General features: G+C 65.3%; 17 protein-coding genes. 14 read left to right on the top strand and 3 right to left on the bottom strand.

The genetic code is table 11. The features are described 5' to 3' along the window. Positions 1-60: 60 nt before the first annotated feature. Positions 61-765: a 50S ribosomal protein L1 gene (gene rplA / locus C811_RS08655; RefSeq protein ID WP_016309179.1), complete on the top strand. Its 705-nt coding sequence runs from the start codon at positions 61-63 to the stop codon at positions 763-765. A gap of 86 nt (positions 766-851) precedes the next feature. Here rplA and C811_RS08650 read toward each other — a convergent pair whose 3' ends face one another. After that, complete coding sequence (locus tag C811_RS08650) at positions 852-1,856, bottom strand: NAD(+)/NADH kinase (protein ID WP_016309178.1); 1,005 nt, start codon at positions 1,854-1,856, stop codon at positions 852-854. Between the two features lie 66 nt (positions 1,857-1,922). Here C811_RS08650 and murJ point away from each other — a divergent pair, with 66 nt between their 5' ends. Then, a complete protein-coding gene (gene murJ, locus C811_RS08645) occupies positions 1,923-3,926 on the top strand; it encodes a murein biosynthesis integral membrane protein MurJ (protein WP_016309177.1) in 2,004 nt (667 codons plus the stop codon). Positions 3,927-3,930: 4 nt separating this feature from the next. Beyond that, positions 3,931-4,704: a type I methionyl aminopeptidase gene (gene map, locus C811_RS08640; protein ID WP_016309176.1), complete on the top strand. Its 774-nt coding sequence runs from the start codon at positions 3,931-3,933 to the stop codon at positions 4,702-4,704. A 220-nt stretch (positions 4,705-4,924) separates the two neighbouring features. On the opposite strand, the gene C811_RS08635 is transcribed toward map, so the two are convergent. Beyond that, entirely contained in the window at positions 4,925-6,538 is a 1,614-nt protein-coding gene (locus tag C811_RS08635; RefSeq protein ID WP_016309175.1) for a CTP synthase, read from the bottom strand. 280 nt (positions 6,539-6,818) lie between these two features. Here C811_RS08635 and C811_RS08630 point away from each other — a divergent pair, with 280 nt between their 5' ends. The 4 genes from C811_RS08630 (at position 6,819) to C811_RS08615 (ending at position 10,868) form a co-directional block, all read left to right on the top strand. Then, a complete protein-coding gene (locus C811_RS08630; protein ID WP_016309174.1) occupies positions 6,819-7,307 on the top strand; it encodes a DUF1269 domain-containing protein in 489 nt (162 codons plus the stop codon). A 255-nt stretch (positions 7,308-7,562) separates the two neighbouring features. After that, positions 7,563-9,044 carry a DUF1846 domain-containing protein gene (locus tag C811_RS08625; protein ID WP_016309173.1) on the top strand — a complete coding sequence of 494 codons (1,482 nt, stop codon included), beginning with the start codon at positions 7,563-7,565 and terminating at the stop codon, positions 9,042-9,044. 21 nt (positions 9,045-9,065) lie between these two features. Beyond that, a complete protein-coding gene (locus C811_RS08620) occupies positions 9,066-9,830 on the top strand; it encodes a trimeric intracellular cation channel family protein (protein WP_016309172.1) in 765 nt (254 codons plus the stop codon). A 3-nt stretch (positions 9,831-9,833) separates the two neighbouring features. After that, positions 9,834-10,868 (top strand): asparaginase, encoded by a 1,035-nt coding sequence (locus C811_RS08615; RefSeq protein ID WP_016309171.1) that lies wholly within the window; start codon positions 9,834-9,836, stop codon positions 10,866-10,868. Positions 10,869-10,871: 3 nt separating this feature from the next. On the opposite strand, the gene C811_RS08610 is transcribed toward C811_RS08615, so the two are convergent. Further along, positions 10,872-11,792, bottom strand: coding sequence for a site-specific tyrosine recombinase (locus tag C811_RS08610; protein ID WP_016309170.1), 921 nt, complete (start codon positions 11,790-11,792; stop codon positions 10,872-10,874). 492 nt (positions 11,793-12,284) lie between these two features. On the opposite strand from C811_RS08610, the gene C811_RS08605 reads away from it, so the two are divergent. The 7 genes from C811_RS08605 (at position 12,285) to mraY (ending at position 20,247) form a co-directional block, all read left to right on the top strand. Further along, on the top strand, positions 12,285-12,761 hold the full coding sequence (locus tag C811_RS08605) for a division/cell wall cluster transcriptional repressor MraZ (RefSeq protein WP_016309169.1): 477 nt from the start codon (positions 12,285-12,287) through the stop codon (positions 12,759-12,761). 24 nt (positions 12,762-12,785) lie between these two features. Continuing rightward, entirely contained in the window at positions 12,786-13,742 is a 957-nt protein-coding gene (rsmH, locus tag C811_RS08600; protein ID WP_016309168.1) for a 16S rRNA (cytosine(1402)-N(4))-methyltransferase RsmH, read from the top strand. 121 nt (positions 13,743-13,863) lie between these two features. Next, positions 13,864-14,409 carry an FtsB/FtsL family cell division protein gene (locus C811_RS0103210; protein WP_016309167.1) on the top strand — a complete coding sequence of 182 codons (546 nt, stop codon included), beginning with the start codon at positions 13,864-13,866 and terminating at the stop codon, positions 14,407-14,409. Positions 14,410-14,412: 3 nt separating this feature from the next. Next, a complete protein-coding gene (locus tag C811_RS08595; protein ID WP_016309166.1) occupies positions 14,413-16,182 on the top strand; it encodes a peptidoglycan D,D-transpeptidase FtsI family protein in 1,770 nt (589 codons plus the stop codon). Between the two features lie 7 nt (positions 16,183-16,189). Further along, positions 16,190-17,680, top strand: coding sequence for a UDP-N-acetylmuramoyl-L-alanyl-D-glutamate--2,6-diaminopimelate ligase (locus C811_RS08590; RefSeq protein ID WP_016309165.1), 1,491 nt, complete (start codon positions 16,190-16,192; stop codon positions 17,678-17,680). A 15-nt stretch (positions 17,681-17,695) separates the two neighbouring features. Continuing rightward, positions 17,696-19,198, top strand: coding sequence for a UDP-N-acetylmuramoyl-tripeptide--D-alanyl-D-alanine ligase (locus C811_RS08585; RefSeq protein ID WP_016309164.1), 1,503 nt, complete (start codon positions 17,696-17,698; stop codon positions 19,196-19,198). Continuing rightward, positions 19,198-20,247 (top strand): phospho-N-acetylmuramoyl-pentapeptide-transferase, encoded by a 1,050-nt coding sequence (gene mraY, locus C811_RS08580; protein ID WP_016309163.1) that lies wholly within the window; start codon positions 19,198-19,200, stop codon positions 20,245-20,247. Before C811_RS08585 ends, mraY begins: the two co-directional genes overlap by 1 nt.

Below are 20,247 nucleotides of genomic sequence, written 5' to 3'. Positions count from 1 at the left end.
GTAGAAGAACCAGTGGAAGGGTGAGAAGCGCCCGCCATTACCACGAAAGGAATGTCTAACATGGCAAAGCATGGAAAGAAGTACGACGCGGCTGAGAAGCAGATCCCGGCCGAGGCGGTGTCTCCGCTCGAGGCTATGAAGCTGCTGAAGGAGATCTCCACGGCCAACTTTGACGAGACCGTGACCGGCGACTTCCGCCTGGGCATCGACACCCGTCAGGCCGACCAGCAGCTGCGCGGCACCGTGAGCCTGCCCAACGGCTCCGGCAAGACTGTGCGCGTGGCCGTTTTCGCTGAGGGCGAGGCTGCTCGCGCGGCCGAGGAGGCCGGCGCCGACATCGTGGGCACCGACATCCTCATGGAGCAGATCCAGGCCGGCGAGTTCAACTTCGACGCCGCCGTGGCTACCCCGGATCAGATGGGCAAGGTCGGTCGTCTCGGCAAGATCCTCGGCCCCCGCGGTCTTATGCCGAACCCGAAGCTCGGCACCGTCACCAACGACGTGGCGAAGGCCATCAGCGAGCTGAAGGGCGGTCGCGTGGAGTACCGTGCCGACCGTTACGGTATCGCGCATGTGGTGCTCGGCAAGGTGTCCTTCACCCCCGAGCAGCTGGCCGAGAACTACGGCGCCGTCTACGACGAGATCCTGCGCATGAAGCCGGCCGCGGCCAAGGGCAAGTACGTGAAGTCCATTACCGTGTCCGCCACCATGACGCCGGGCGTTGCCGTTGATTCTGCAGTGACCCGCGCCTACACCGCCGAGTAAGCGACTCCTCGTTTCTCTATCAACAGAAGGCCCCGCAGCCGATGAGGCTGCGGGGCCCTTTTGCGTTTTGCGGGCGAAAAACGGGTCTACTCGCCAAAAAAGTCGTGGGAGATACGCTCGTAGAAGCTGGCGCCATTGGCGCGTAGGAGAGTGACGGGGAAGGGGGCTACCTGCACGTAGATCTTCTGGAGGGAACGCTCGAAGGGGACGATTTCGCCGTCGACGAACAAGGTGGCATCGCGGTAGTCCTCGGTGTCGTCGAAGGTGATCTCGATGACGTCGCTCGTGTCGGTGACGATGGCTCGCGAGCGCAAGGTATGAGGTGCCAGGGGCACGGCAACCATGCCGCCAAAACGCGGCGAGATGAGGGGGCCGCCGGCCGAAAGCGCGTAGGCGGTGGAGCCGGTGGCGGTGGACACCACGAGCCCGTCGCCGCGCATACGGGCCACGTGAGTGCCCGAGATACCCAGCGATAGCTCGATGATGCGGCCGAGCGCCCCGCGGGTAATGGCGATCTCGTTCAGAGCGATGAAGCGGCGAATGCCGGCCATCCCGCGCAGGTTCACGCCGAACTTGTCCGGTGGCATCATCGTGCCGCCCACGAAGGCAGCGTTCGGATCGACGCTGGCGGCGTAGTCCTCCTCGGTGACGATCTGGGGGTAGGGCACCTCCTCGGCGCCCTCGCCGTAGGGGTCGGGTTCGCCTTCGCAAGCTACATCGAGGGAGAGCACGCTGCGGCGCTCGGCTGTGAGCTCGCCGGCAAGAGCCTCGGCCACAAGGGGGATGAGGCCGTTGTCGTCGGCGTTGGCGAGAAACCCCAGGCGGCCGAAGTTCACGGGCAGGATGGGCACCTGGCGGTTGTTCAGCAGATGCACCGTGTGCAGCACGGTGCCATCGCCGCCGAGCACGACGGCCATGTCGAGCACCTCGGGTAGCTGGGCGCGGATGGCGGCGCGGCCTTGGTCGTTGCCGAGGGAGGCCGAGTCGGCCACGAGGGCCCGGATGCCCTGTTCTCCGAGATAAGCGACGAGGAGCATCGAGGCATCCACGGCCTGCGGATTGGAGTTATTGCGCACAACGAGTATCTGCATGGGGTTCCACTTTCGCATCTTTGCTATGATTGTCGATTATACCCGAAGGTTTTCAGAGGCGCGTTCATGCCAGATAAGCTCCAACGAGCACGACACATCAAGCACGGCGGCCCAGCACGGCCGGCCGCGCCGTCGTCGGACGCGCGCTCGGCGGCCCCCCGGCCGACGCCCGAGCGCGCGGGCGAGCCTGCGCTGCCCGCCACCAACAACCCCCGCTGGCTCAAAGAGGCGCGTGACCTTCCCGCTCGCGGACGCCATCGCGGCTCCGACAAGACGCTTGTGAACCCGCCCATGGATCCCGGGGCCACGGGGCTCATTCCCGTGGTGGGGGCCCACGCCGGGCTCGATCGCACCATTCCCTCGGCGGTGATGGAGCAGTCCATCCGCCAGCAGGAGGTGCTCGCGGTGGAGCAGTCCGCCGCCCCCGGCGCGCTCGCCGCCGAGACGGCCGTTCCCGACGCCGATGCCCGTGCCGAGTCGGTGGGAGCCAGTGCGGCCCTCATCTCCATCTGCGTCATCGCCTCGCGCATCACCGGCTTCGCCCGCACCTGGGCCATGGCCTTCGCCCTGGGATCCACCTTCGTGTCCAGCTCCTACCAGGTGGCCAACAACCTGCCCAACATGCTCTACGAGCTCGTGATGGGCGGCATGCTCATCACGGCGTTTCTGCCGGTGTACCTGTCGGTGAAGAAAGAGCTCGGCTGGGAGCGGGGCAACGAGTACGCCTCGAACCTGCTCACCATTGTGGTGGTTCTGCTCGCGGTAGTATCGGCGCTCTGCGTCGTCTTCGCCGGCCAGGTCATCTACACCCAGAGCTTCTATTCGAACCAGGACGAGATGGCGCTCGCCACTTTCTTCTTCCAGTTCTTCGCCGTGCAAGTGGTGTTCTACGGGGCATCTTCCATCGTGTCGGGCCTGCTGAACGCGAACCGGGAGTACTTCTGGTCATCCTTCGCGCCGGTATTCAACAACGTCATCGTCATTGCGTCGTTCATCTTGTACGCGGTGCTTGCAACCCATGATCAGAACCTGGCCTACTTCGCCATCGCCATCGGCAACCCCCTCGGCGTGTTCGTGCAGATGGCCTTCCAGATTCCTGCCCTCAAGAAGGTGGGCATCCGCCTGCGACCGCGCATCGATCTGCGCGATCCGGCCCTCGTGGACACGCTGCGTCTGGGGGCGCCGGCCATCTTCGTGACCGTGTGCTCCTTTGCCACGGTGTCGGCCCAAAACGCCGCCTCCTACGTGTTCGCCGACAATGGGCCGTCGGTCATCGCCTACGCGCGGCTGTGGTTCACCTTCCCGTACTCCTTCCTCGCGGTGCCCGTGACCACCACGCTGTTCACGGAGCTTTCGGAGATGCAGGCCGATGGGAACGTGCGCGGGGTGGTGGCGGGCATCATCGACGGCACGCGGCAGATTCTGTTCCTCATGGTCCCCATGGCCCTGTACCTCATGGTGTTTGCCACGCCGCTCGTGACCCTGTATCATATCGGCGCCTTCACTGAGGACGCTATCGCCCAGATTGCCCGCTACCTGGCGGTTATGGCCGTGGCCCTGCCGTTCTACGGGGTGAACGCCTACCTGAACAAGATCTTCAGCTCCATTCGGCGTATGGGCATCTTCTCGGTGATCAACTTCATCGCCGTGGCGGCCCAGGTGGCCGTGACCATGGGCGCGGCGGCGGCCTACCAAGCCGGCTTTGCCGTCACTCTGGAGGCTATTGCCGCCTCCACCATCGTGTCCTATGTGATTGGCGACCTCATCGCCTTCATCTACCTGCGGCGCCACTACGGGCCCATGGGGCTGGGCAGTGTGGTGAAGTCGCTTTTCCTGGCGCTTGCCTTGGGCGGCGCAGGTGCGGTTGCGGGCTACGGGGTGCTCGTGGGGCTGTCGCTGGGCTTCGGCCCGTTGAGCGGCAGCGTGGGCCAGGCCTTCGCCTATATTGCGGCAGGGGGCATCGCGGCCCTCGCGGTCACCTTCGGGCCGGCAGTGCATTGGAATTGGCCCGAGGCATCGTTTATCGCCGGCGCCGTGCGCAAAGTGACGCGAAAGTTGAAGCGGGGGTAGCGCCATGGCAGTGAAGTTGAAATCGCCGGCCCAGATCGAGGCCATGAGGGAAGCCGGCCGCGTGTCGGCCCTGGCCCTGCGCCGTGTGGGCGAGGCCGTGGAGTGCGGCATCACTACGCGCGAGCTGGATGCCATCGCCGAGAAGGCCATTCGCGCCGAGGGCGGCATTCCCGCGTTCAAGGGTTACGGCGGGTTCCCGGGCAGTATCTGCGCCTCGGTGAACGACCAGATCGTGCACGGGATTCCCTCAAGGCGCGTGAAGCTGCGCGAAGGGGACATCATCTCCATCGACACCGGGGCCATTGTGGACGGCTGGGTGGGCGACAACGCCTGGACCTATCCGGTGGGGGAGGTGGCGCCCGAGGTGGCGCGCCTTCTGGCCGTGGGGGAGCGGTGCATGTGGGAGGGGCTTGCGGCAGCGTGCCCTAAGAAGCGCCTCGGCGACATCGGGCACGCGGTGCAGTCCATGGCCGAAGCTGCGGGCTTCAGCGTGGTGCGCGAGTACGTGGGCCACGGCATCGGGCGCGATATGCACGAGGATCCCAATGTACCCAACTTCGGGCGCCGCCGTACGGGATTGAAGCTCCTGCCCGGCATGGTACTCGCCATCGAGCCCATGGTGAACATGGGCACGCGGCGCACCGTGCAGGGCGCCGACGGCTGGGAGGTGCGCACGCGGGACGGGCGTCCCTCGGTGCACTTCGAGAAGACCGTGGCCATCACCGAGGACGGCCCGGTGATCCTCACCACCGAAGAGGGCCACGAGCGGCCGGTCTAGGGCTGTTCGCGCGTTCCGGCCGGCCTCGCTCCCGCCGTCCGCTGATCGCTGCTCTTCCTCCGAACGCGGCAACAGAAGCGGAGAAAATGATGCCCACAGGTCGGTACTGTCCCCGCATCGGTGCTGGCGAAGTGGAATCCGCTTCTTAACGGCCGCGTTCTCCGGAAGGCGCTCAGAGGCCGTCGGAAGCGAGGCCGGCCGGAACGCGCTGCTTTTTCGGTTAGTTCTCCTTGTGTGTGTTCGCGGCTTCCACGAATGCCTTGAAGAGGGGGTGCGGCTTGCCGGGGCGGCTCTTGAACTCGGGGTGGGCCTGGCTGGCGACGTAGAAGGGATGGTCGGGAGCCTCCACCATTTCCACGAGACGATCGTCGGGGGAAAGTCCCGAGACGACGAGCCCCGCCTCGGTAAGCCGGTCGCGATAGGCGTTGTTCACCTCGTAGCGATGGCGATGGCGCTCGTAGATGATGGGCTCGCCATAGGCTGCCTCGGCGCGGGTGCCGCTTACCACCTTGCAGGGGTAGGCCCCCAGGCGCATGGTACCGCCCTTGTCCTCCACATCTTCCTGCTCGGGCATGAGATCGACGACAAAAGGCGTGCCCTCGGGCGCGCTGTCGGCGAACTCGGCCGAGGTGGCGCCTGTAAGACCGCATACGTTGCGGGCGAACTCGCAGACGGCCGCTTGCAGGCCCAGGCAGATACCGAGGAAGGGCACGCCGCGTTCGCGGGCATAGCGGGCGGCGGCGATCTTGCCCTCGAAGGCCCGCTGCCCGAAGCCGCCCGGCACGAGGATGCCGTCCATGGCCCCGAGCACCCCCTCGGCGTTCGCGTCGGTAAGCTCCTCGCCGTCCACGAGATGCACGTTCACCTTGCGGCCGCAGGCGATGCCCGCGTGCTCCAAGGCCTCGTGGACCGATAGGTAGGCGTCGGGCAGGCTCACGTACTTGCCCACCACGGCGATGTCCAGCTCGCCTGCGCAGGCATCCTTCGCCTTCAGGAAGGCGCGCCACGGCGCCAGCTTGATCTTGCGGGGCGCCAGACCCATCTTCGCCAGGGCCGAAATATCGAAGCCCTGCTCGTAGAGGCTCAGGGGCACCTCGTAGATGGAGGGCGCATCGGGGCAGGCGAGCACGTCGTCGGCGTCCACGTCGCAGAACAGGGCGATCTTCTCGCGCACGCCGTCTTCGATGGCGTGATCGCTGCGGCATACGATGAAGTCGGGCTGCACGCCCAAGGACCGCAGCTCCTTCACCGAGTGCTGGGTGGGCTTGGTCTTCACCTCGTGGGCCGCCGCGATGTAGGGCACGAGTGTCACGTGCACGAACAGCACGTTGCCCGGCCCCATCTCCTTTTTGAACTGGCGGGCCGCCTCGATGAAGGGCAGCCCCTCGATGTCGCCGACGGTGCCGCCGATCTCGGATATGACGATGTCGGCCCCGGACTGCTCGGCCGCGCGGCGGATGCGCTCCTTGATGGCCTCGGTCACGTGCGGGATCACCTGCACGGTGCCCCCGAGGAAGTCGCCGCGGCGCTCGCGGGCGATGAGCGTCTGGTAGATGGAGCCTTGGGTGAAGTTGCTCTCGCGCGACAGGTTCTCGTCGATGAAGCGCTCGTAGTGGCCCAGATCAAGGTCTCCCTCGTGGCCGTCCTCGGTGACGAACACCTCGCCGTGCTGAAACGGGCTCATGGTGCCGGGATCCACGTTCAGGTACGGATCCATCTTCTGCATGGTCACATGATAGCCCCGCGCCTTCAAAAGCTGGCCGAGGGACGCGGCGGTGATGCCCTTGCCAAGCGACGAGACGACGCCGCCGGTAACGAAGATGTGCTTGGCCATAAACCGCTCCTTCCGCCGCAGGTTCGCGCCCGGGCATAAAAAATGCGCCTTGGAGCGGCGCGCTCGCGCAACTCCCCAACGCCTGATCAGCTTATAGCGCCAATGTTTCCGATGTGAAACGCGCCGGCACTGTAACGCATCCGAAACATGGGCGAGGGCGTGTGACGCCCCGACAACGAGATGTTCATCGAGCGATGACGGATGGCGCGCGCTCAGTTCTTTGCGGGAGGGTCATCTTTAGACTGGGCGTCAACCCGATTTCAAGAGAAAGGACGTGCTTATGTCTACGCTGCTCGTTTTGGGCTACCCCACCGAGGAGAAGGCCAAGGAGGCCTACCAGGAGGTGCTGAACCTCGGCAACGACTTCATCGTGAACCTTCAGTCGGTAGCCGTGGTTGCCCGCCGCGACAACGACAAGTTCGACGTGGTCACCCCGGGGCAGCCCATCGGCAACTCCACCGTGTGGGGCCTGTTCTGGGGCATGCTCTTCGGCCTCATCTTCCTCATCCCCTTCTGGGGCGCCGCTATCGGCGCCGGCCTGGGCGCGCTTACGGGCTTCTTCGTGAAGCGCGGTGTGGACGAGGACTTCCAGGACCGCGTGCGCAACCTTCTGACCCAGAAGGACGAGGCGGCTGTGTTCATGGTGGTCAGCTCTATGACCGAGGACAAGTTCGCCGAGGCTATGCGCCCCTTCGGCGGCGACATCCTGCAGACCTCGCTGTCTATCAAGGACGAGGAAGAGCTCAAATGCGAGCTGGGCAAGTGCTAACCTGCTGAGCGCCTCGCTTGGCGGACGCGGGCCCGGCGGCCCCAGCGTCCCTCGCTTCACCATCTCTGGGCGTCGGCTTCGGTCGGCGCCTTTTCTTGTGGCAGCGGCTCTGTGCAAAAGCCGCGAACGCGATGATTTAACGGAGGCGAAACCGGCCCCTGCGCTATACTGGATCGGTCATCGACGCTGGCGGTTGCCGGTGCCCGCTCGTGGTTCCCGCCGCCTTGGCCCCATTCATGCGAAGGAGTGTCGCCCATGCGCGAGGGATTCGACAACGACAAGTACATCGAGCTGCAGGCGGAGCGCATCCGCGAGCGCATCGACCAGTTCGGCGGCAAGCTGTACCTGGAATTCGGCGGCAAGCTCTTCGACGACTACCACGCCTCCCGCGTGCTGCCCGGTTTCAAGCCCGATACGAAGATCTCCATGCTCCAGTCCATGAAGGACGAGGCGGAGATTGTCATCGCCATCAACGCCAACGACATCGAGCGCTCGAAGGTGCGGGGCGACTTGGGCATCACCTACGACGAGGACGTGCTGCGCCTCATGGACATCTTCCGCTCCATGGGATTTGCGGTGGGCTCGGTCGTCATCACCCGCTACGCGAACCAACCCAACGCCGACCTGTTCCGCAAGCGGCTTACGGCCATGGGCATCACGAGCTACCTGCATTATCCCATCGCCGGCTACCCCAACGACATCGATCATATCGTGTCCGATGAGGGCTTCGGCAAGAACGACTACATCGAGACCGAGCGGCCACTTGTGGTGGTGACGGCCCCGGGCCCCGGCTCGGGCAAGATGGCCACCTGCCTCTCGCAGCTCTACCACGAGCACAAGCGCGGGGTCACGGCCGGCTACGCCAAGTACGAGACCTTCCCCATTTGGAATCTGCCGCTCACCCACCCGGTGAACATCGCCTACGAGGCGGCCACGGCCGACCTGGACGACGACAACATCATCGATCCCTTCCACCTGGAGGCCTATGGCGAGACCACGGTGAACTACAACCGCGACGTGGAGATATTCCCCGTGCTGAGGGCCACTATGGAGCGCATCGCGGGGGCGTGCCCCTACCAGTCGCCCACGGACATGGGCGTGAACATGGCCGGCGTGGCCATTTCCGACGACGAGGCCTGCCGCGATGCGGGCAACAACGAGATCGTGCGCCGCTACTTCCAGACCGCCGAGGAGATCAAGCGCACCGGCACCGGTGAGGAGGCCCTGAAGAAGATCGAGCTTCTCATGAACCAGGCCGGCATCAACCAGAACCTGTCGCCGGCCCGTTCGGCGGCGCTGCTGAAGGAGGAGACCACGGGAGGCCCGGCCGGCGCCATGGTGCTGCCCGACGGGCGGGTGGTCACGGGCAAGACCGGCAATCTTCTGGGTGCCGCCTCGGCCCTGCTCATGAACGCGCTCAAGGGCGTATCGGGGGTGGACGACGAGCTCTACGTCATCTCCGACGACGTGTTGGAGCCCATCTGCCACCTGAAGACGGCCCACCTGCGCAGCCACAACCCGCGCCTGCACTCCGACGAGACCCTGCTCGCGTTGTCCATCTCCTCGGTGAGCAATCCGCTGGCCGCCGAGCTCATCGACAATGCGGACAAGCTGCGCGGCTGCGACGCCTACTTCTCGGTCATCATCTCGGCGGCTGATGAGAAGCTGTACCGCACGCTCGGCATCAACGTGTGCTGCGAGCCGAAGTACGAGCAGCACCGCTACTACCACAAGTAGCCGGCGCCCGTTCCGCTGATCATGGAGCAGCTCTTCTCGGACGGGGCCCTGACCGTGCCCTTCGGCGCCGACTTCTTCTCGGTGGCCGTGGGCGTGATCACCGGCGCCATGTTCGCCTGCGACCGCAAACTGGATATCGTCGGCACCATCGTGCTGGGCCTCATGACCGCCTACGGGGGCGGCATCATCCGCGATCTTTTGCTGCAAGACGACGGGGTGTACTTCATGGAGCACCCGAGCGTCATCCTCATCTGCATCGGGCTGGCCGTGTTCGTGTTCTACTTCCGCGGGCTGTTCCGCCATTCGGGCCAGCTGCTGTTCTTCGCCGACGCCCTGTCGGTGGCCCTGTTCGCCTTGGCCGGGGCCAACAAGGCCTTCGCCTGCGGGGAGGGCTTCGTCATGGTGGTCATCTTAGGCGCGCTCACCAGCGTGGGCGGTGGTGCCCTGCGCGACATATCGGTGGGGGAGACGCCCGGGGTGTTTCAGCGGTCGAACTTCTACGCGGTGGCCGGCTTCGGCGGGGCACTCGTGTTCGCGGCCATGGCCTTCGCCGGCGCGCCGCTCGTGCTGGCAGCGGTGGCCTGCGTGTTCGCCGTGGTGTTTCTGCGCTACCTGTCGGTGTACTTCGATTGGAAGACCGCCGACGAGGCCGACCTGACGCCGAAGGTGTCCCGCGGGGCCCACGCCGCCAAGGATTTCTGTGCCGAGCTGTTCCGCCGCGCCACCCTGCACCGCAAGCGCGACTCGGTGGCACGGGCGCCCTTCTTCCGCAAGCGAAAGGACTAGATCGTGAAACCGCGCATTCTCATCGTGTACACCGGCGGCACCATCGGCATGACGGAGGATTTGGCCACCGGGGCGCTCGTGCCCTTCAGCTTCGATCACCTTGTGAGGAACGTCCCGAAAATCGGGCGGCTCGGCTACGCGCTCGACCACGTGGAGATCGACCCGCCCATCGACTCGTCGAATATGAACCCGGCCCATTGGGCCCAGGTGGCGAAGATGATCGCCGACGCCTACGACGACTTCGACGGCTTCGTGGTGCTCCACGGCACCGACACCATGGCCTACACGGCCTCGGCTTTATCCTTCATGCTGCGCGGCCTGGCCAAGCCGGTCATCCTCACGGGCAGCCAGCTGCCCATCGGCGAGATTCGCGAGGACGGCACCGAGAACCTCATCACGGCCCTGCAGATCGCCGCGGCCCGCACCGGGGACGGGGCGCCCATGGTGCAGGAAGTGGCCATCTCCTTCGGGCGTCACCTGTGGCGCGGCAACCGGGCTATGAAGGTGAGCTCCACGAACTTCGGCGCCTTCGCCTCCTACAACTACCCGCCCCTAGCCGATATGGACCTGCATATCGTGTACCGCGAGCGGCTGCTCGCCCGGCCGGCGGCGGGCACGGCCCTGGCACCGCTCTACGCCATGGACGATGCCGTGGCCGTGGCCTTCTTGTACCCGGGCATCACCGAGGCGGCCCTGCGGCCCCAGCTTCTGGCTCCCGGCACCAAGGCCGTGGTGCTGCGCACCTTCGGCGCCGGCAACGCCCCCACCGAGACCTGGTTCACCGATCTGGTGGCCGAGGCCGTGGGTGCAGGCAAGGTGGTGGTGAACGTGACCCAGTGCCCTGCGGGCGGCGTGGAGGAGAAGCGCTACGCTACTGGCGACGCCCTGGCGAAGGCCGGCGTGGTGTCGGGCTGCGACATGACCTGCGAGGCGGCCCTCACCAAGCTCATGCACCTGTTCGGCCAGGGCCTCACCGCTGCCGAGGTGACCGCCGCCATGACGCGTCCCCTCGCCGGCGAATTGACCGTGGGGAAGTAACCCTTACATCTTGTCGCGGGGATGGGCGTGGGCATATTCCTCGTGGAGGTGGGTGCGGTCCAGGTGGGTGTACACCTGCAAGGTGGACATGTCGGCGTGGCCCAAGATCTCCTGGAGCACGCGCAGGTCGGCACCGCCCTTTAGCATATGGGTGGCGAATGAGTGGCGCAGGGTGTGGGGGTGCAGATCGTAGCGGCTGATGGCCCGGCCCGCCTTGCGCACCAGATTGAACACGCTCTGGCGCCCGAGGCGACCGCCCCGCTGGTTGAGGAATACCGCGGCCTGGGCATCGGCTCCGTTGCCCTGGGACGTGCCCCGGGCAAGGGTCGGGCGTCCCTCGGCCAAGTAGGTGCGCAGGGCCGCATCGGCCGCGCCGGCGATGGGCACGATGCGCTCCTTGGACCCCTTGCCGAACACCCGGAGGAAGCCATCGTCCAGGTGCAGGTTGTCCAGGTCGAGTCCGCATACCTCGCTCACGCGCAGCCCGCAGCCGTAGAGCACTTCCAGAATGGCGCGGTCGCGCAGGCCGCTCGGTCGCTCGTCGATATAGGCGTCCAGCATGCGCCCCACTTCCTCGATGGAGAGCACGTCGGGCAGCACGTCGGCCGCCTTGGGGATGTCCACCGCCTCGGCGGGGTTGGACGCGGTGAGCCCTTCCCGCACGAGGAACTTGTGATAGCCGCGCACCGCTGAGATGCGGCGACGCACCGTGGTGGTGGCCAGGCCCTCTTCGGCCAGCCGCTTCTCGAAGGCTGCGATAATCTCGGGGGTTACCGCATCGCAGCTGCCGACGCCCTGCTCGTCGAGGAAGGCCAGATACCTTTCCAGATCGCGTCGATAGGCCTCGGCGGTGCGCGGCGAGGCGCCCCGCTCGATGCGCAGGTGCGAAAGGTACTCGTCTAAGGCGTTCTCCAACTCGAACACGGCGGCTCCTTCTCTCGGGACGGCCCCATTGTACCGCCTTCGCGCGATGCCGCCGGAGTGGGCACCCTGCTCCGTTCGGCCACAGCCGCACGGAGCTCGCCTGGCCGCCATGGCCCTGCCGCCCGCAATCGCGTCTGCCGTTCGCGGCGCCCTGTGCACAGCCTCTTCAAATCTCGCTCACAGCATGGGCGAAACCCTTGCGTCCGACGGGTTGTCCCCCATTTATGAGACGATTGGGCACATCTAGTGGTATCGCGTTTGGTTCTTGCATCAGAAATACAAGATGTAGAAAATTGTACGATTGTCCGCTTTCTTTTTCAATATCTTGCGGGTAACAAGTGGGGTGAAAATGCGGCAAAAGTGGGGCAAAATGTTGCGAAGTGGGGCATAGTGGGGTAATATGCATCCCGTGGAAAACGACCGAGCGGGATTTCGAAACGCACCACACACGAAATCAAATCCCACTCAAAACGCAGCAGGGGAAAGGAAGCCTTGGCCGCAACCGTCGACAACGGAATCGCTGAAGATGCGCCTCGCCGCGAGGTGGATCTGAATGGCGAGTTCCGTTTGAAGGTCGACGGCAAGGGCCGCGTGACCCTTCCCGCGAAGTTCCGCAAGGTTCTTTCCAACGACCTCACGGTCACCCGGAACCCCTTCGACGAATGCGTGTACGCGTTCGAGGCGCCGGACTTCAACCAGTGGGTCGAGAGCGTTATGGGCGGTGCCTTTCCCGAGCGGAAGGCCAACGACCGGCAGCAGGACAAATACCATCGTGCCCTGAAGAGCCGCGCCCGCGATGTGGAGGTCGATTCGGCTGGCCGCATCATGCTCTCGGCGGACATGCGCGAGGCCTGCGGCATCGACAAGGACATCATCGTGGTGGGCAACGGAAGCCGGTTCGAGGTGTGGGACGCCGAACGCTACGAGGCAATGATGGACGATGTCGATCTGAGCCTGCTGTTCACCTAGAACGGGGCGTAAGGCAGCGGAACCGTGACAAGCGAATATCGGCACATACCTGTTCTTCTCGACGAGTGCATCGATGCCCTCGATCTGCCGGATCACCCGGTGTTCGTGGACGCGACGCTCGGTTTCGCGGGACACTCCTTCGAGGCTGCCAAGCAGCTGGGGCGTGACGGGTTGCTCATCGGCATCGACCAGGACGAGGTGGCGCTTGCGAGCGCGTCCGAGCGCCTGGAGGCGATTCCCGGGGCGAACCGTCCGGAACTGGCGCTTCTGCGCGGCAACTTCGGGGATCTCGACGATATGCTCGCATCCTGCGAGATTCCCGGGATCGATGCGATCCTGTTCGATCTGGGCGTCTCGTCGGTGCAGATAGACACGCAATCACGCGGCTTCTCCTTCAAGGAGAACGGCCCGCTTGACATGCGGATGGATCCGGGTAAACAAACCCTAACCGCACAAGAGATCGTCAACACTTACAACGCAGCAGATCTCGCTCGGATCATTCGCGCCTACTCGGACGAGAAATGGGCGAGCCGCATCGCGGACTTCATCGTGAAGGCCCGCGAGGAGGCTCCCATCGAAGAGAGTGGGCAGCTGGTCGACATCATCAAGGCGGCTATTCCCGCCTCGGCGCGCCGGGCTGGGGGACACCCTGCCAAGCGCACCTTCCAGGCCCTCCGGATAGAGGTCAACTCGGAGCTGACCGTTCTGCGTCGCGGACTCGACGCGGCGGTTCGCTGGCTGAATCCGGGCGGCATGCTGGTGGTGATCAGCTACCACTCGCTCGAGGACCGCATCGTGAAGGACACGTTCGCGCGTTTCGCGAACCGATGCACCTGCCCGCCGGAGCTGCCGGTGTGCGCGTGCGGTAAGCAGCCGATACTCGATGTGGTAACGAGAAAACCCCAACTTCCCACGCCTGAGGAAATTGAGAGGAATCCGCGGGCCCGCAGCGCCAAGCTGCGTGTGGCGCGGAAACGGTGAGAGCCTTCTCCAAGCAGGGGAAACTCACCGACTATGACAGACTGTGACGACAAGCCCGAGGACGCACTTCTCGGGCTTGCGTAGCCTATACGGCCCGATGAGTTCGAAGGAGGAACGGCCCATGAGCGCTTCAGCTCGCCCCAACGCGCGCGCTCGTGCGGGCGCCTCCTCGCGCGGCGCGAGCTTCGCGGCTGGCTATCGCGGCGCGCGCTACGTCTCCACCTCGGTGGCCGAGGCGCTGCCCGACTTCGATGAGAAACCGGCCATTTCGGTCGTTCCAGGCCGCGGCGCGGCCGTTGAGCCCGCCGGTCTGGCCGCCGGCGCGCTGGTTCTGGCGAAGGTCTGCGCGATCGTGTTCGTCTCCCTGGCCCTCATCGCCGTGGTCCGCGTGGCCATTACCTCGGCGGCGGCGGCCTGCGCCCTGGAAACCAAGGCGATCGAGCAGGACATCGAGACCGCTCGCACCGAGGGCAACGATTTGGAAGTGGCCCAGAGCATGCTGTCCAATCCCTCGCGCATCAAGCACAAGGCCGAGTCGCTCGGCATGGCCGCGCCGAGCGCCGAGTACACCGATCACATCGTGCTGCCCGAGGACATCGTCATCGTGGACGCGGCGGGCAAGTTGTCGCTTTCGCAGAGCATCGCCGCCGCAGCGGCTCAGGAGTAGCCCATGGGCACCCCGTCTCGTCAGCGCCGCGGCCGCGGTCGCGCCAGCTCGACGCCTATGGGCGCCCGCGACGCTTTCGCCTCCGTGATCGGAGCGCTGCCCGAGCGGACGCGGGTCGTGCTGCTCGTTTTCGCTGCCATTGCGGCCGCCTTCTTCTTGCGCCTGATATTCCTCCAGGTTATCGTTGCCGATCAGTACTCGGCCATGGCCGAGGAGTCGCGTACGGTCAGCTTCGAGACCTCCCCGCGCCGCGGGACCATTTACGATCGCAACGGCATCGTGCTCGCCACGAGCGTGGAGGCCACGACCATTTACGCGAACCCGGTGGAAGTGAGCAACGCCGTCGAGGAGGCCCGTCAGCTGGCCGACGTGCTCGGCGGCGAGGCCGACGACTACCAGGATCTGCTCGCCACCCCCTCCACCACCTTCGTCTACATCAAGCGCCAGGCCGATGTGGACAAGGCCGAGAAGGTGAAGGAACTCGATCTGGACGGCATCTACTTCATCGCCGACATGCGCCGCGAGTACCCCCACGGTTCCGTAGGCGGCCAGGTGGTGGGTTTCTGCAACGCCGACGGCGAGGGCCTTACGGGCCTGGAGCTGCAGTACGACGACATTTTGAAGGGCACCCCCGGCGTCTATGTGGCCGAGCGCGGCGAGAAGGGCTTTCCCATCCCCGGCGGGGTGAAGGAGGAAGTGGCCGCCGTTGACGGCCAGGACATCATGATCTCGCTCGATATCAAGCTCCAGGATACCGTGGAGCGCGCCCTGGAAGAGGGCGTGGAGGAGCTGGAAACCGAGGAGGGTTCCTCCATCGTGATGGATGCGGCCACCGGCGAGGTGTACGCAGCCTGCTCGCTGCCCTACATGGATCCTACCGATATGACGAAATCCGAGGTGGGAAGCGAGCATGTGAAGGCCATCACCCAGCCCTACGAGCCCGGAAGCACTTTCAAATCGGTATCGGCCATGGCTATTCTGGAGAGCAAGGCCATGGGGCCTGAGACCACCATGTTCTGCCCGAGCACCATCTCGGCCAACGACTACGACGTCTCCGACTCCCATGAGCGAGACGGCGCCACCTACTCGCTGCGCGAGATCCTGAACCACTCCTCGAACGTGGGTATCTCGCTGGCCAGCTACAATGCCGGCTTCGACAAGCTCAACGACGCCATCAAGCGCTACCACCTTACCGAGGCCACGGGCATCGACTACCCCGGCGAGGGTTCTGGCAGTGTGCTCGATTTCAGCAAGTGGGGCCGCATCACCGGCTACAACATCAGCTTCGGCCAGGGCATTTCGGTGACCCCCTTGCAGATGGTGCGTTTCTACGGCGCCATCGCCAACGACGGCGTCATGGTCACCCCGCACTTCCTCATCGCGAAGACCCAGAGCGGGGAGGTTCCCACCTACCACGAGGAGACGGTGACCGAGGATATGGAGGCCATCGAGGATCTGCGCTCGATGCTGCGCTCGGTGGTGACCAACGGCACTGGCGTGGCGGCCGACATCGAGGGCTACGAGGTGTGCGGCAAAACCTCCACCGCCGAGATCCCCTCAGAGGAGGGCGGCTATAAGCAGGAGGTCTACAACCTCGGGTTCTGCGGGTTTATCGACAACTCCTCGAGCAAATTGGTTTGTTTTGTAGGAGCCAACGAGGTTTACGCCATGCGCCAGACTACCCAAATTTTTAACGATATAATGTCTAATGCCGTCAAGCAGTACAACATCACGGCGGCCGAAGCAAAGCAACCCGCAACCTCAAAGGAATAGACGAGCCATGACCCATACTTGCGCAGAGCTCTTCCAGGGAATGGAATGCACCATCATCGGCAACGGCGACGAGGAGGTGACGGGCCTGTCGTTCCGCTCCGATGCCGTCGAGCCGGGCGACATGTTCTTCTGCATCGTAGGCAATGTGGTGGACGGCCACTCCTTTGCCCAAGACGCCATCGATCGCGGCGCCACGTCGCTGGTGGTTCAGCGCAAGGTGTATCTGGCCGATGCCACCGACGTTGCCGAGGTGGTGGTGGCCGATTCCCGCAAGGCCATGGCCCACGCCGCTGTGAGCTTCTACGACCATCCCTCGGCCGACTTCTCGCTCGTGGGCATTACGGGTACCAACGGCAAGACCACCACGACCTATCTGGTGGAGCATATCGCGAGCGTGGCCGGCAACCGCTGCGGCGTCATCGGCACGGTGGGCAACAAGATCGCCGGGCGTATGGAGCACTCCGAGCACACCACTCCCGAGTCGCCCGACCTGCAGAAGCTCTTCGCCCGCATGCGGGACGCAGGCTGCACGGTGGTGGCCATGGAGGTAAGCTCGCACGCGCTCGACCTGCAGCGCACCTGGGGCACCGACTTCGCGGTGACCGCGTTCACGAACCTGACCCAGGACCACCTGGACTACCACCATACCTTCGACGACTACTTCGAAGCCAAGGCGCTCTTGTTCTCCCGCGCCTATCCGGCGCGCCGCGTCATCAATATCGACAGCTCCTGGGGTCGCGAGCTTCTGCGACGCGCGACCGAGGCGGGCGACGAGGTGATCACCACCGGCTTTGCGTCCATGGCCCAGATTCATCCGGTCGACATCGCCTACGAGGCCACGCGCACGCGCGTGACGCTCGAGGTGCGCGGGGCGAAGGTGGACGTCGTCTATCCCCTCGTGGGCCGCTTCAATGTGGAGAACGTCATGACGGCCTTCGGCTGCGCGCTCGCGCTCGGCATTCCGACCGATGTCATCGTGGACGCGCTTGCCACCATGCCGGCCGTTCCCGGCCGCCTGGAGCAGGTGGATGCCGGCGTCGATGCGCCGGTGACCGTTTATGTGGACTACGCCCATACCCCCGACGCGCTGACGAAGGCTATCGCTTCCATCCAAGAGCTGTCGGGCGGGCGCACCATCGTGGTCTTCGGCTGCGGTGGAAACCGCGACGCGGGCAAGCGGCCCATCATGGGCGCCGCGGCCCTGGCCGCCGATTTCGCCGTGGTGACGAGCGACAACCCGCGTCACGAGGATCCGCAGGCCATCATCGACGACATCGTGGCGGGCATGGATGCCGACGGCGCCTTTATCGTGGAGCCCGACCGCCGCGCCGCCATCGCGGCCGCCATTGCCGAGGCTCGTCCGGGCGATGCCATTCTTCTGGCCGGCAAGGGCCATGAGGATTACCAGCTGGTGGGCGATGCCGTGCTCGATTTCGACGACCGCAAGGTGGCCGCCGAGGAGCTCGTGCGCGCCTTCGGCGAGACGGAGACCAACTAAGGGGAAGGAAGTCGCGTGCGCCTCAACGCAAAACAAATCGCAGCATGCACGGGCGGACAATTTCTCGTAGAAGCCATTGACCCGAGCGCCCTCATGACGGGCGTTACCTGGGATTCCCGCGAGATGCAGCCCGGGTGGCTGTACGTGGCGCTGCCCGGCGAGCGGGTGGACGGCCATGATTTCGTGGAGGCGGCCCTGCGCGCTGGCGCTGCGGGCGCGCTTGTCATGCAGAGCCCCGGCCGTGCCGCCTGCCTGCTCGCCCGCGAGATGGGGGCCGCTGTCATCGAGGTGGCCAACACCGCCAGTGCCGTCACCGACTTGGCCCGCGCGTGGCGCGGGTACCTGCGCGGGCGCGTGATCGCGCTCACCGGATCGGTGGGCAAGACGACCACCAAGAACCTCGTGCGCGACGTGTGCGCCGCCTATGGCAGCGTCGTGGCCACACGCGGCAATCAGAACAACGAGCTCGGGGTGCCCCGCACGCTTCTGGCTGCCGATCCGGAGACCGCCGTCGTGGTGGTCGAGATGGGCATGCGCGGGAGCGGCCAGATCGCCGAGCTGTGCGATTTCGTGCGTCCCGACTGGGGTCTTGTCACCAACGTGGGGGAGAGCCACATCGAGCTTCTGGGCTCGCGCGAGAATATCGCCCGGGCGAAAGCGGAGCTGTATGCGGCGCTGCCCGCCGGGCGCGGCCGCGCCTTCCTCAATCTGGACGGCGCCTACCTCGATGTGCTGATGGAAGCCGGCGGCCTGCGCGAGCGCCCGATGCTGCTGTCGGGTTTCGCGGGCAATCCCGACGAGGACCTGCGCGAGATGCTCGAGCGCGACGGGACGGTCTGCGAGGAGGTGGTGTGGGCCGAGGACGTGGCGCTGGACGGCGAGGGCCGTGCCCGCTTCGCTCTCTGCGCTCGCGACCATGCCGACCATGAGGAGGAGGCGCTGCTCGCCCCGGTGGAGCGGTGCCGGTGCGCTCTCACCCTGACCGGAGCCCACAACGTGGACAACGCCGTGGCGGCAGCCTCGGTGGGTTTTGCCCTCGGTCTGGATTTGGAGACGATCGCCGCCGCCCTCGGCGCCTCGGTGCCCGAGCCGGGCCGTCAGGAGGTCATCGCCGCCCGCGGGGGCTTTACCATCGTCAACGACGCCTATAACGCGAGCCCCGACTCTATGCGCGCGTCGCTTTCCACTTTCGCCGCCACCGAGGTGGCCGGCCGCCGTATCGCCGTGCTCGGCGATATGGGAGAGCTGGGCGACTTCGCCGAGGCATGCCACCGGGGCGTAGGGGCCCATGCGGCCGCCCTTTCCCTGGATCGCCTCGTCTGCGTGGGAGCGCTGTCCTCGTTCATCGCCGAGGGCGCTCGCGATGCCGGCATGGATGCCGCCCGCATAAGCCGTGCGGCCACCGTGGCCGATGTGCTAGAGGAACTTGATACCCTGTTGGAGCCCGGGGACGCCGTGCTGGTGAAGGCGTCTCATTTCATGGGGCTTACCCGTGTTGTCGAAGGATTGGTTCGCTAATGCTGTCGCTGTTCTCTGCCTATCCCACGTTCATGGTCTTTCTGGCGGTGGTGCTGTCCATGGTCATCACCATGGTGCTCATGCCCGCCTGGATACGTTTCCTCAAGCGCGCTCAGATCGGCCAGCAGGTGCGCGCCGACGGCCCCCAGAGCCACCTGGTGAAGCAGGGCACGCCCACCATGGGCGGTGTCATCATGCTCGTGGCCGTTATCGTCTTCACGCTGGTGGCCTCGGTGAACGCCCCCACTGCGGAATTGTGGCTGCTCTTGGGCGCCACGCTGGCCACGGGACTTCTGGGTCTTGTCGACGACGCCTCGAAGGTGGCCCATGAGCGCTCGCTGGGCCTCACCCCCAAGGCGAAGCTCGTCGGGCAGTTTCTCATCGCGGGCGTATTCGTCCTGGCCGCGGTGAACCTGCTCGATGTGGCGCCCACGGTGGAGATCCCCTTCGTGTGCGTGATCGACTTGGGCGTGCTCACCACGGTGGTGCCCGTGGGCGATGGCATCGAGATTCCCTGGCTCTACCTCGTCTACTGCCTCATCCTGCTCGTGGGCCTGTGCAACGCGGTTAACCTCACCGACGGTTTGGACGGGCTGGCCGCCGGCACGGTCATGGTGGTCATGCTCGTGATGGCCGCCATCGCCTTCAGCCACGGTTCCCTGGAGCCGGCGCTGTTTGCCGGGGCGCTCGCCGGCGCCTGCATCGGGTTTCTGTGGTTCAACTCCTTTCCGGCCGACATCTTCATGGGGGATACCGGCTCGCTCGCGCTCGGCATGGCGCTGGGCTGTTTGGCTGTGGTCGCCAAGGTGGAGTTCATCGTCATCATCATCGGCGGCCTGTTCGTGGCCGAGGCCCTCTCGGTCATGATCCAGGTGTTCTACTATAAAAAGACGAAGAAGCGCATCTTCCTCATGGCGCCTTTGCACCATCACTTCGAGAAGAAGGGCTGGTCGGAGACGAAGGTGGTCGTGCGCTTCTGGATCGTGTCGGGCATGCTTGCGGCCTGCGGTTTCGTGCTGCAGTTCGCCTCGTCTCTGGCGGTGGCCTAG

Origin of the sequence: Adlercreutzia caecimuris B7, assembly GCF_000403355.2 — a bacterium.
Classification (GTDB): Bacteria; Actinomycetota; Coriobacteriia; order Coriobacteriales; family Eggerthellaceae; genus Adlercreutzia; species Adlercreutzia caecimuris.
This window is presented reverse-complemented; position numbering and strand designations above follow the sequence as displayed.

Bases quoted from the DNA above. Each gene is read 5' to 3' on its own strand.
- rplA (WP_016309179.1), top strand. From the start codon at position 61: ATGGCAAAGCATGGAAAGAAGTACGACGCGGCTGAGAAGCAGATCCCG.
- C811_RS08650 (WP_016309178.1), bottom strand. From the start codon at position 1,856: ATGCAGATACTCGTTGTGCGCAATAACTCCAATCCGCAGGCCGTGGAT.
- murJ (WP_016309177.1), top strand. From the start codon at position 1,923: ATGCCAGATAAGCTCCAACGAGCACGACACATCAAGCACGGCGGCCCA.
- map (WP_016309176.1), top strand. From the start codon at position 3,931: ATGGCAGTGAAGTTGAAATCGCCGGCCCAGATCGAGGCCATGAGGGAA.
- C811_RS08635 (WP_016309175.1), bottom strand. From the start codon at position 6,538: ATGGCCAAGCACATCTTCGTTACCGGCGGCGTCGTCTCGTCGCTTGGC.
- C811_RS08630 (WP_016309174.1), top strand. From the start codon at position 6,819: ATGTCTACGCTGCTCGTTTTGGGCTACCCCACCGAGGAGAAGGCCAAG.
- C811_RS08625 (WP_016309173.1), top strand. From the start codon at position 7,563: ATGCGCGAGGGATTCGACAACGACAAGTACATCGAGCTGCAGGCGGAG.
- C811_RS08620 (WP_016309172.1), top strand. From the start codon at position 9,066: ATGGAGCAGCTCTTCTCGGACGGGGCCCTGACCGTGCCCTTCGGCGCC.
- C811_RS0103210 (WP_016309167.1), top strand. From the start codon at position 13,864: ATGAGCGCTTCAGCTCGCCCCAACGCGCGCGCTCGTGCGGGCGCCTCC.
- C811_RS08595 (WP_016309166.1), top strand. From the start codon at position 14,413: ATGGGCACCCCGTCTCGTCAGCGCCGCGGCCGCGGTCGCGCCAGCTCG.
- C811_RS08590 (WP_016309165.1), top strand. From the start codon at position 16,190: ATGACCCATACTTGCGCAGAGCTCTTCCAGGGAATGGAATGCACCATC.
- mraY (WP_016309163.1), top strand. From the start codon at position 19,198: ATGCTGTCGCTGTTCTCTGCCTATCCCACGTTCATGGTCTTTCTGGCG.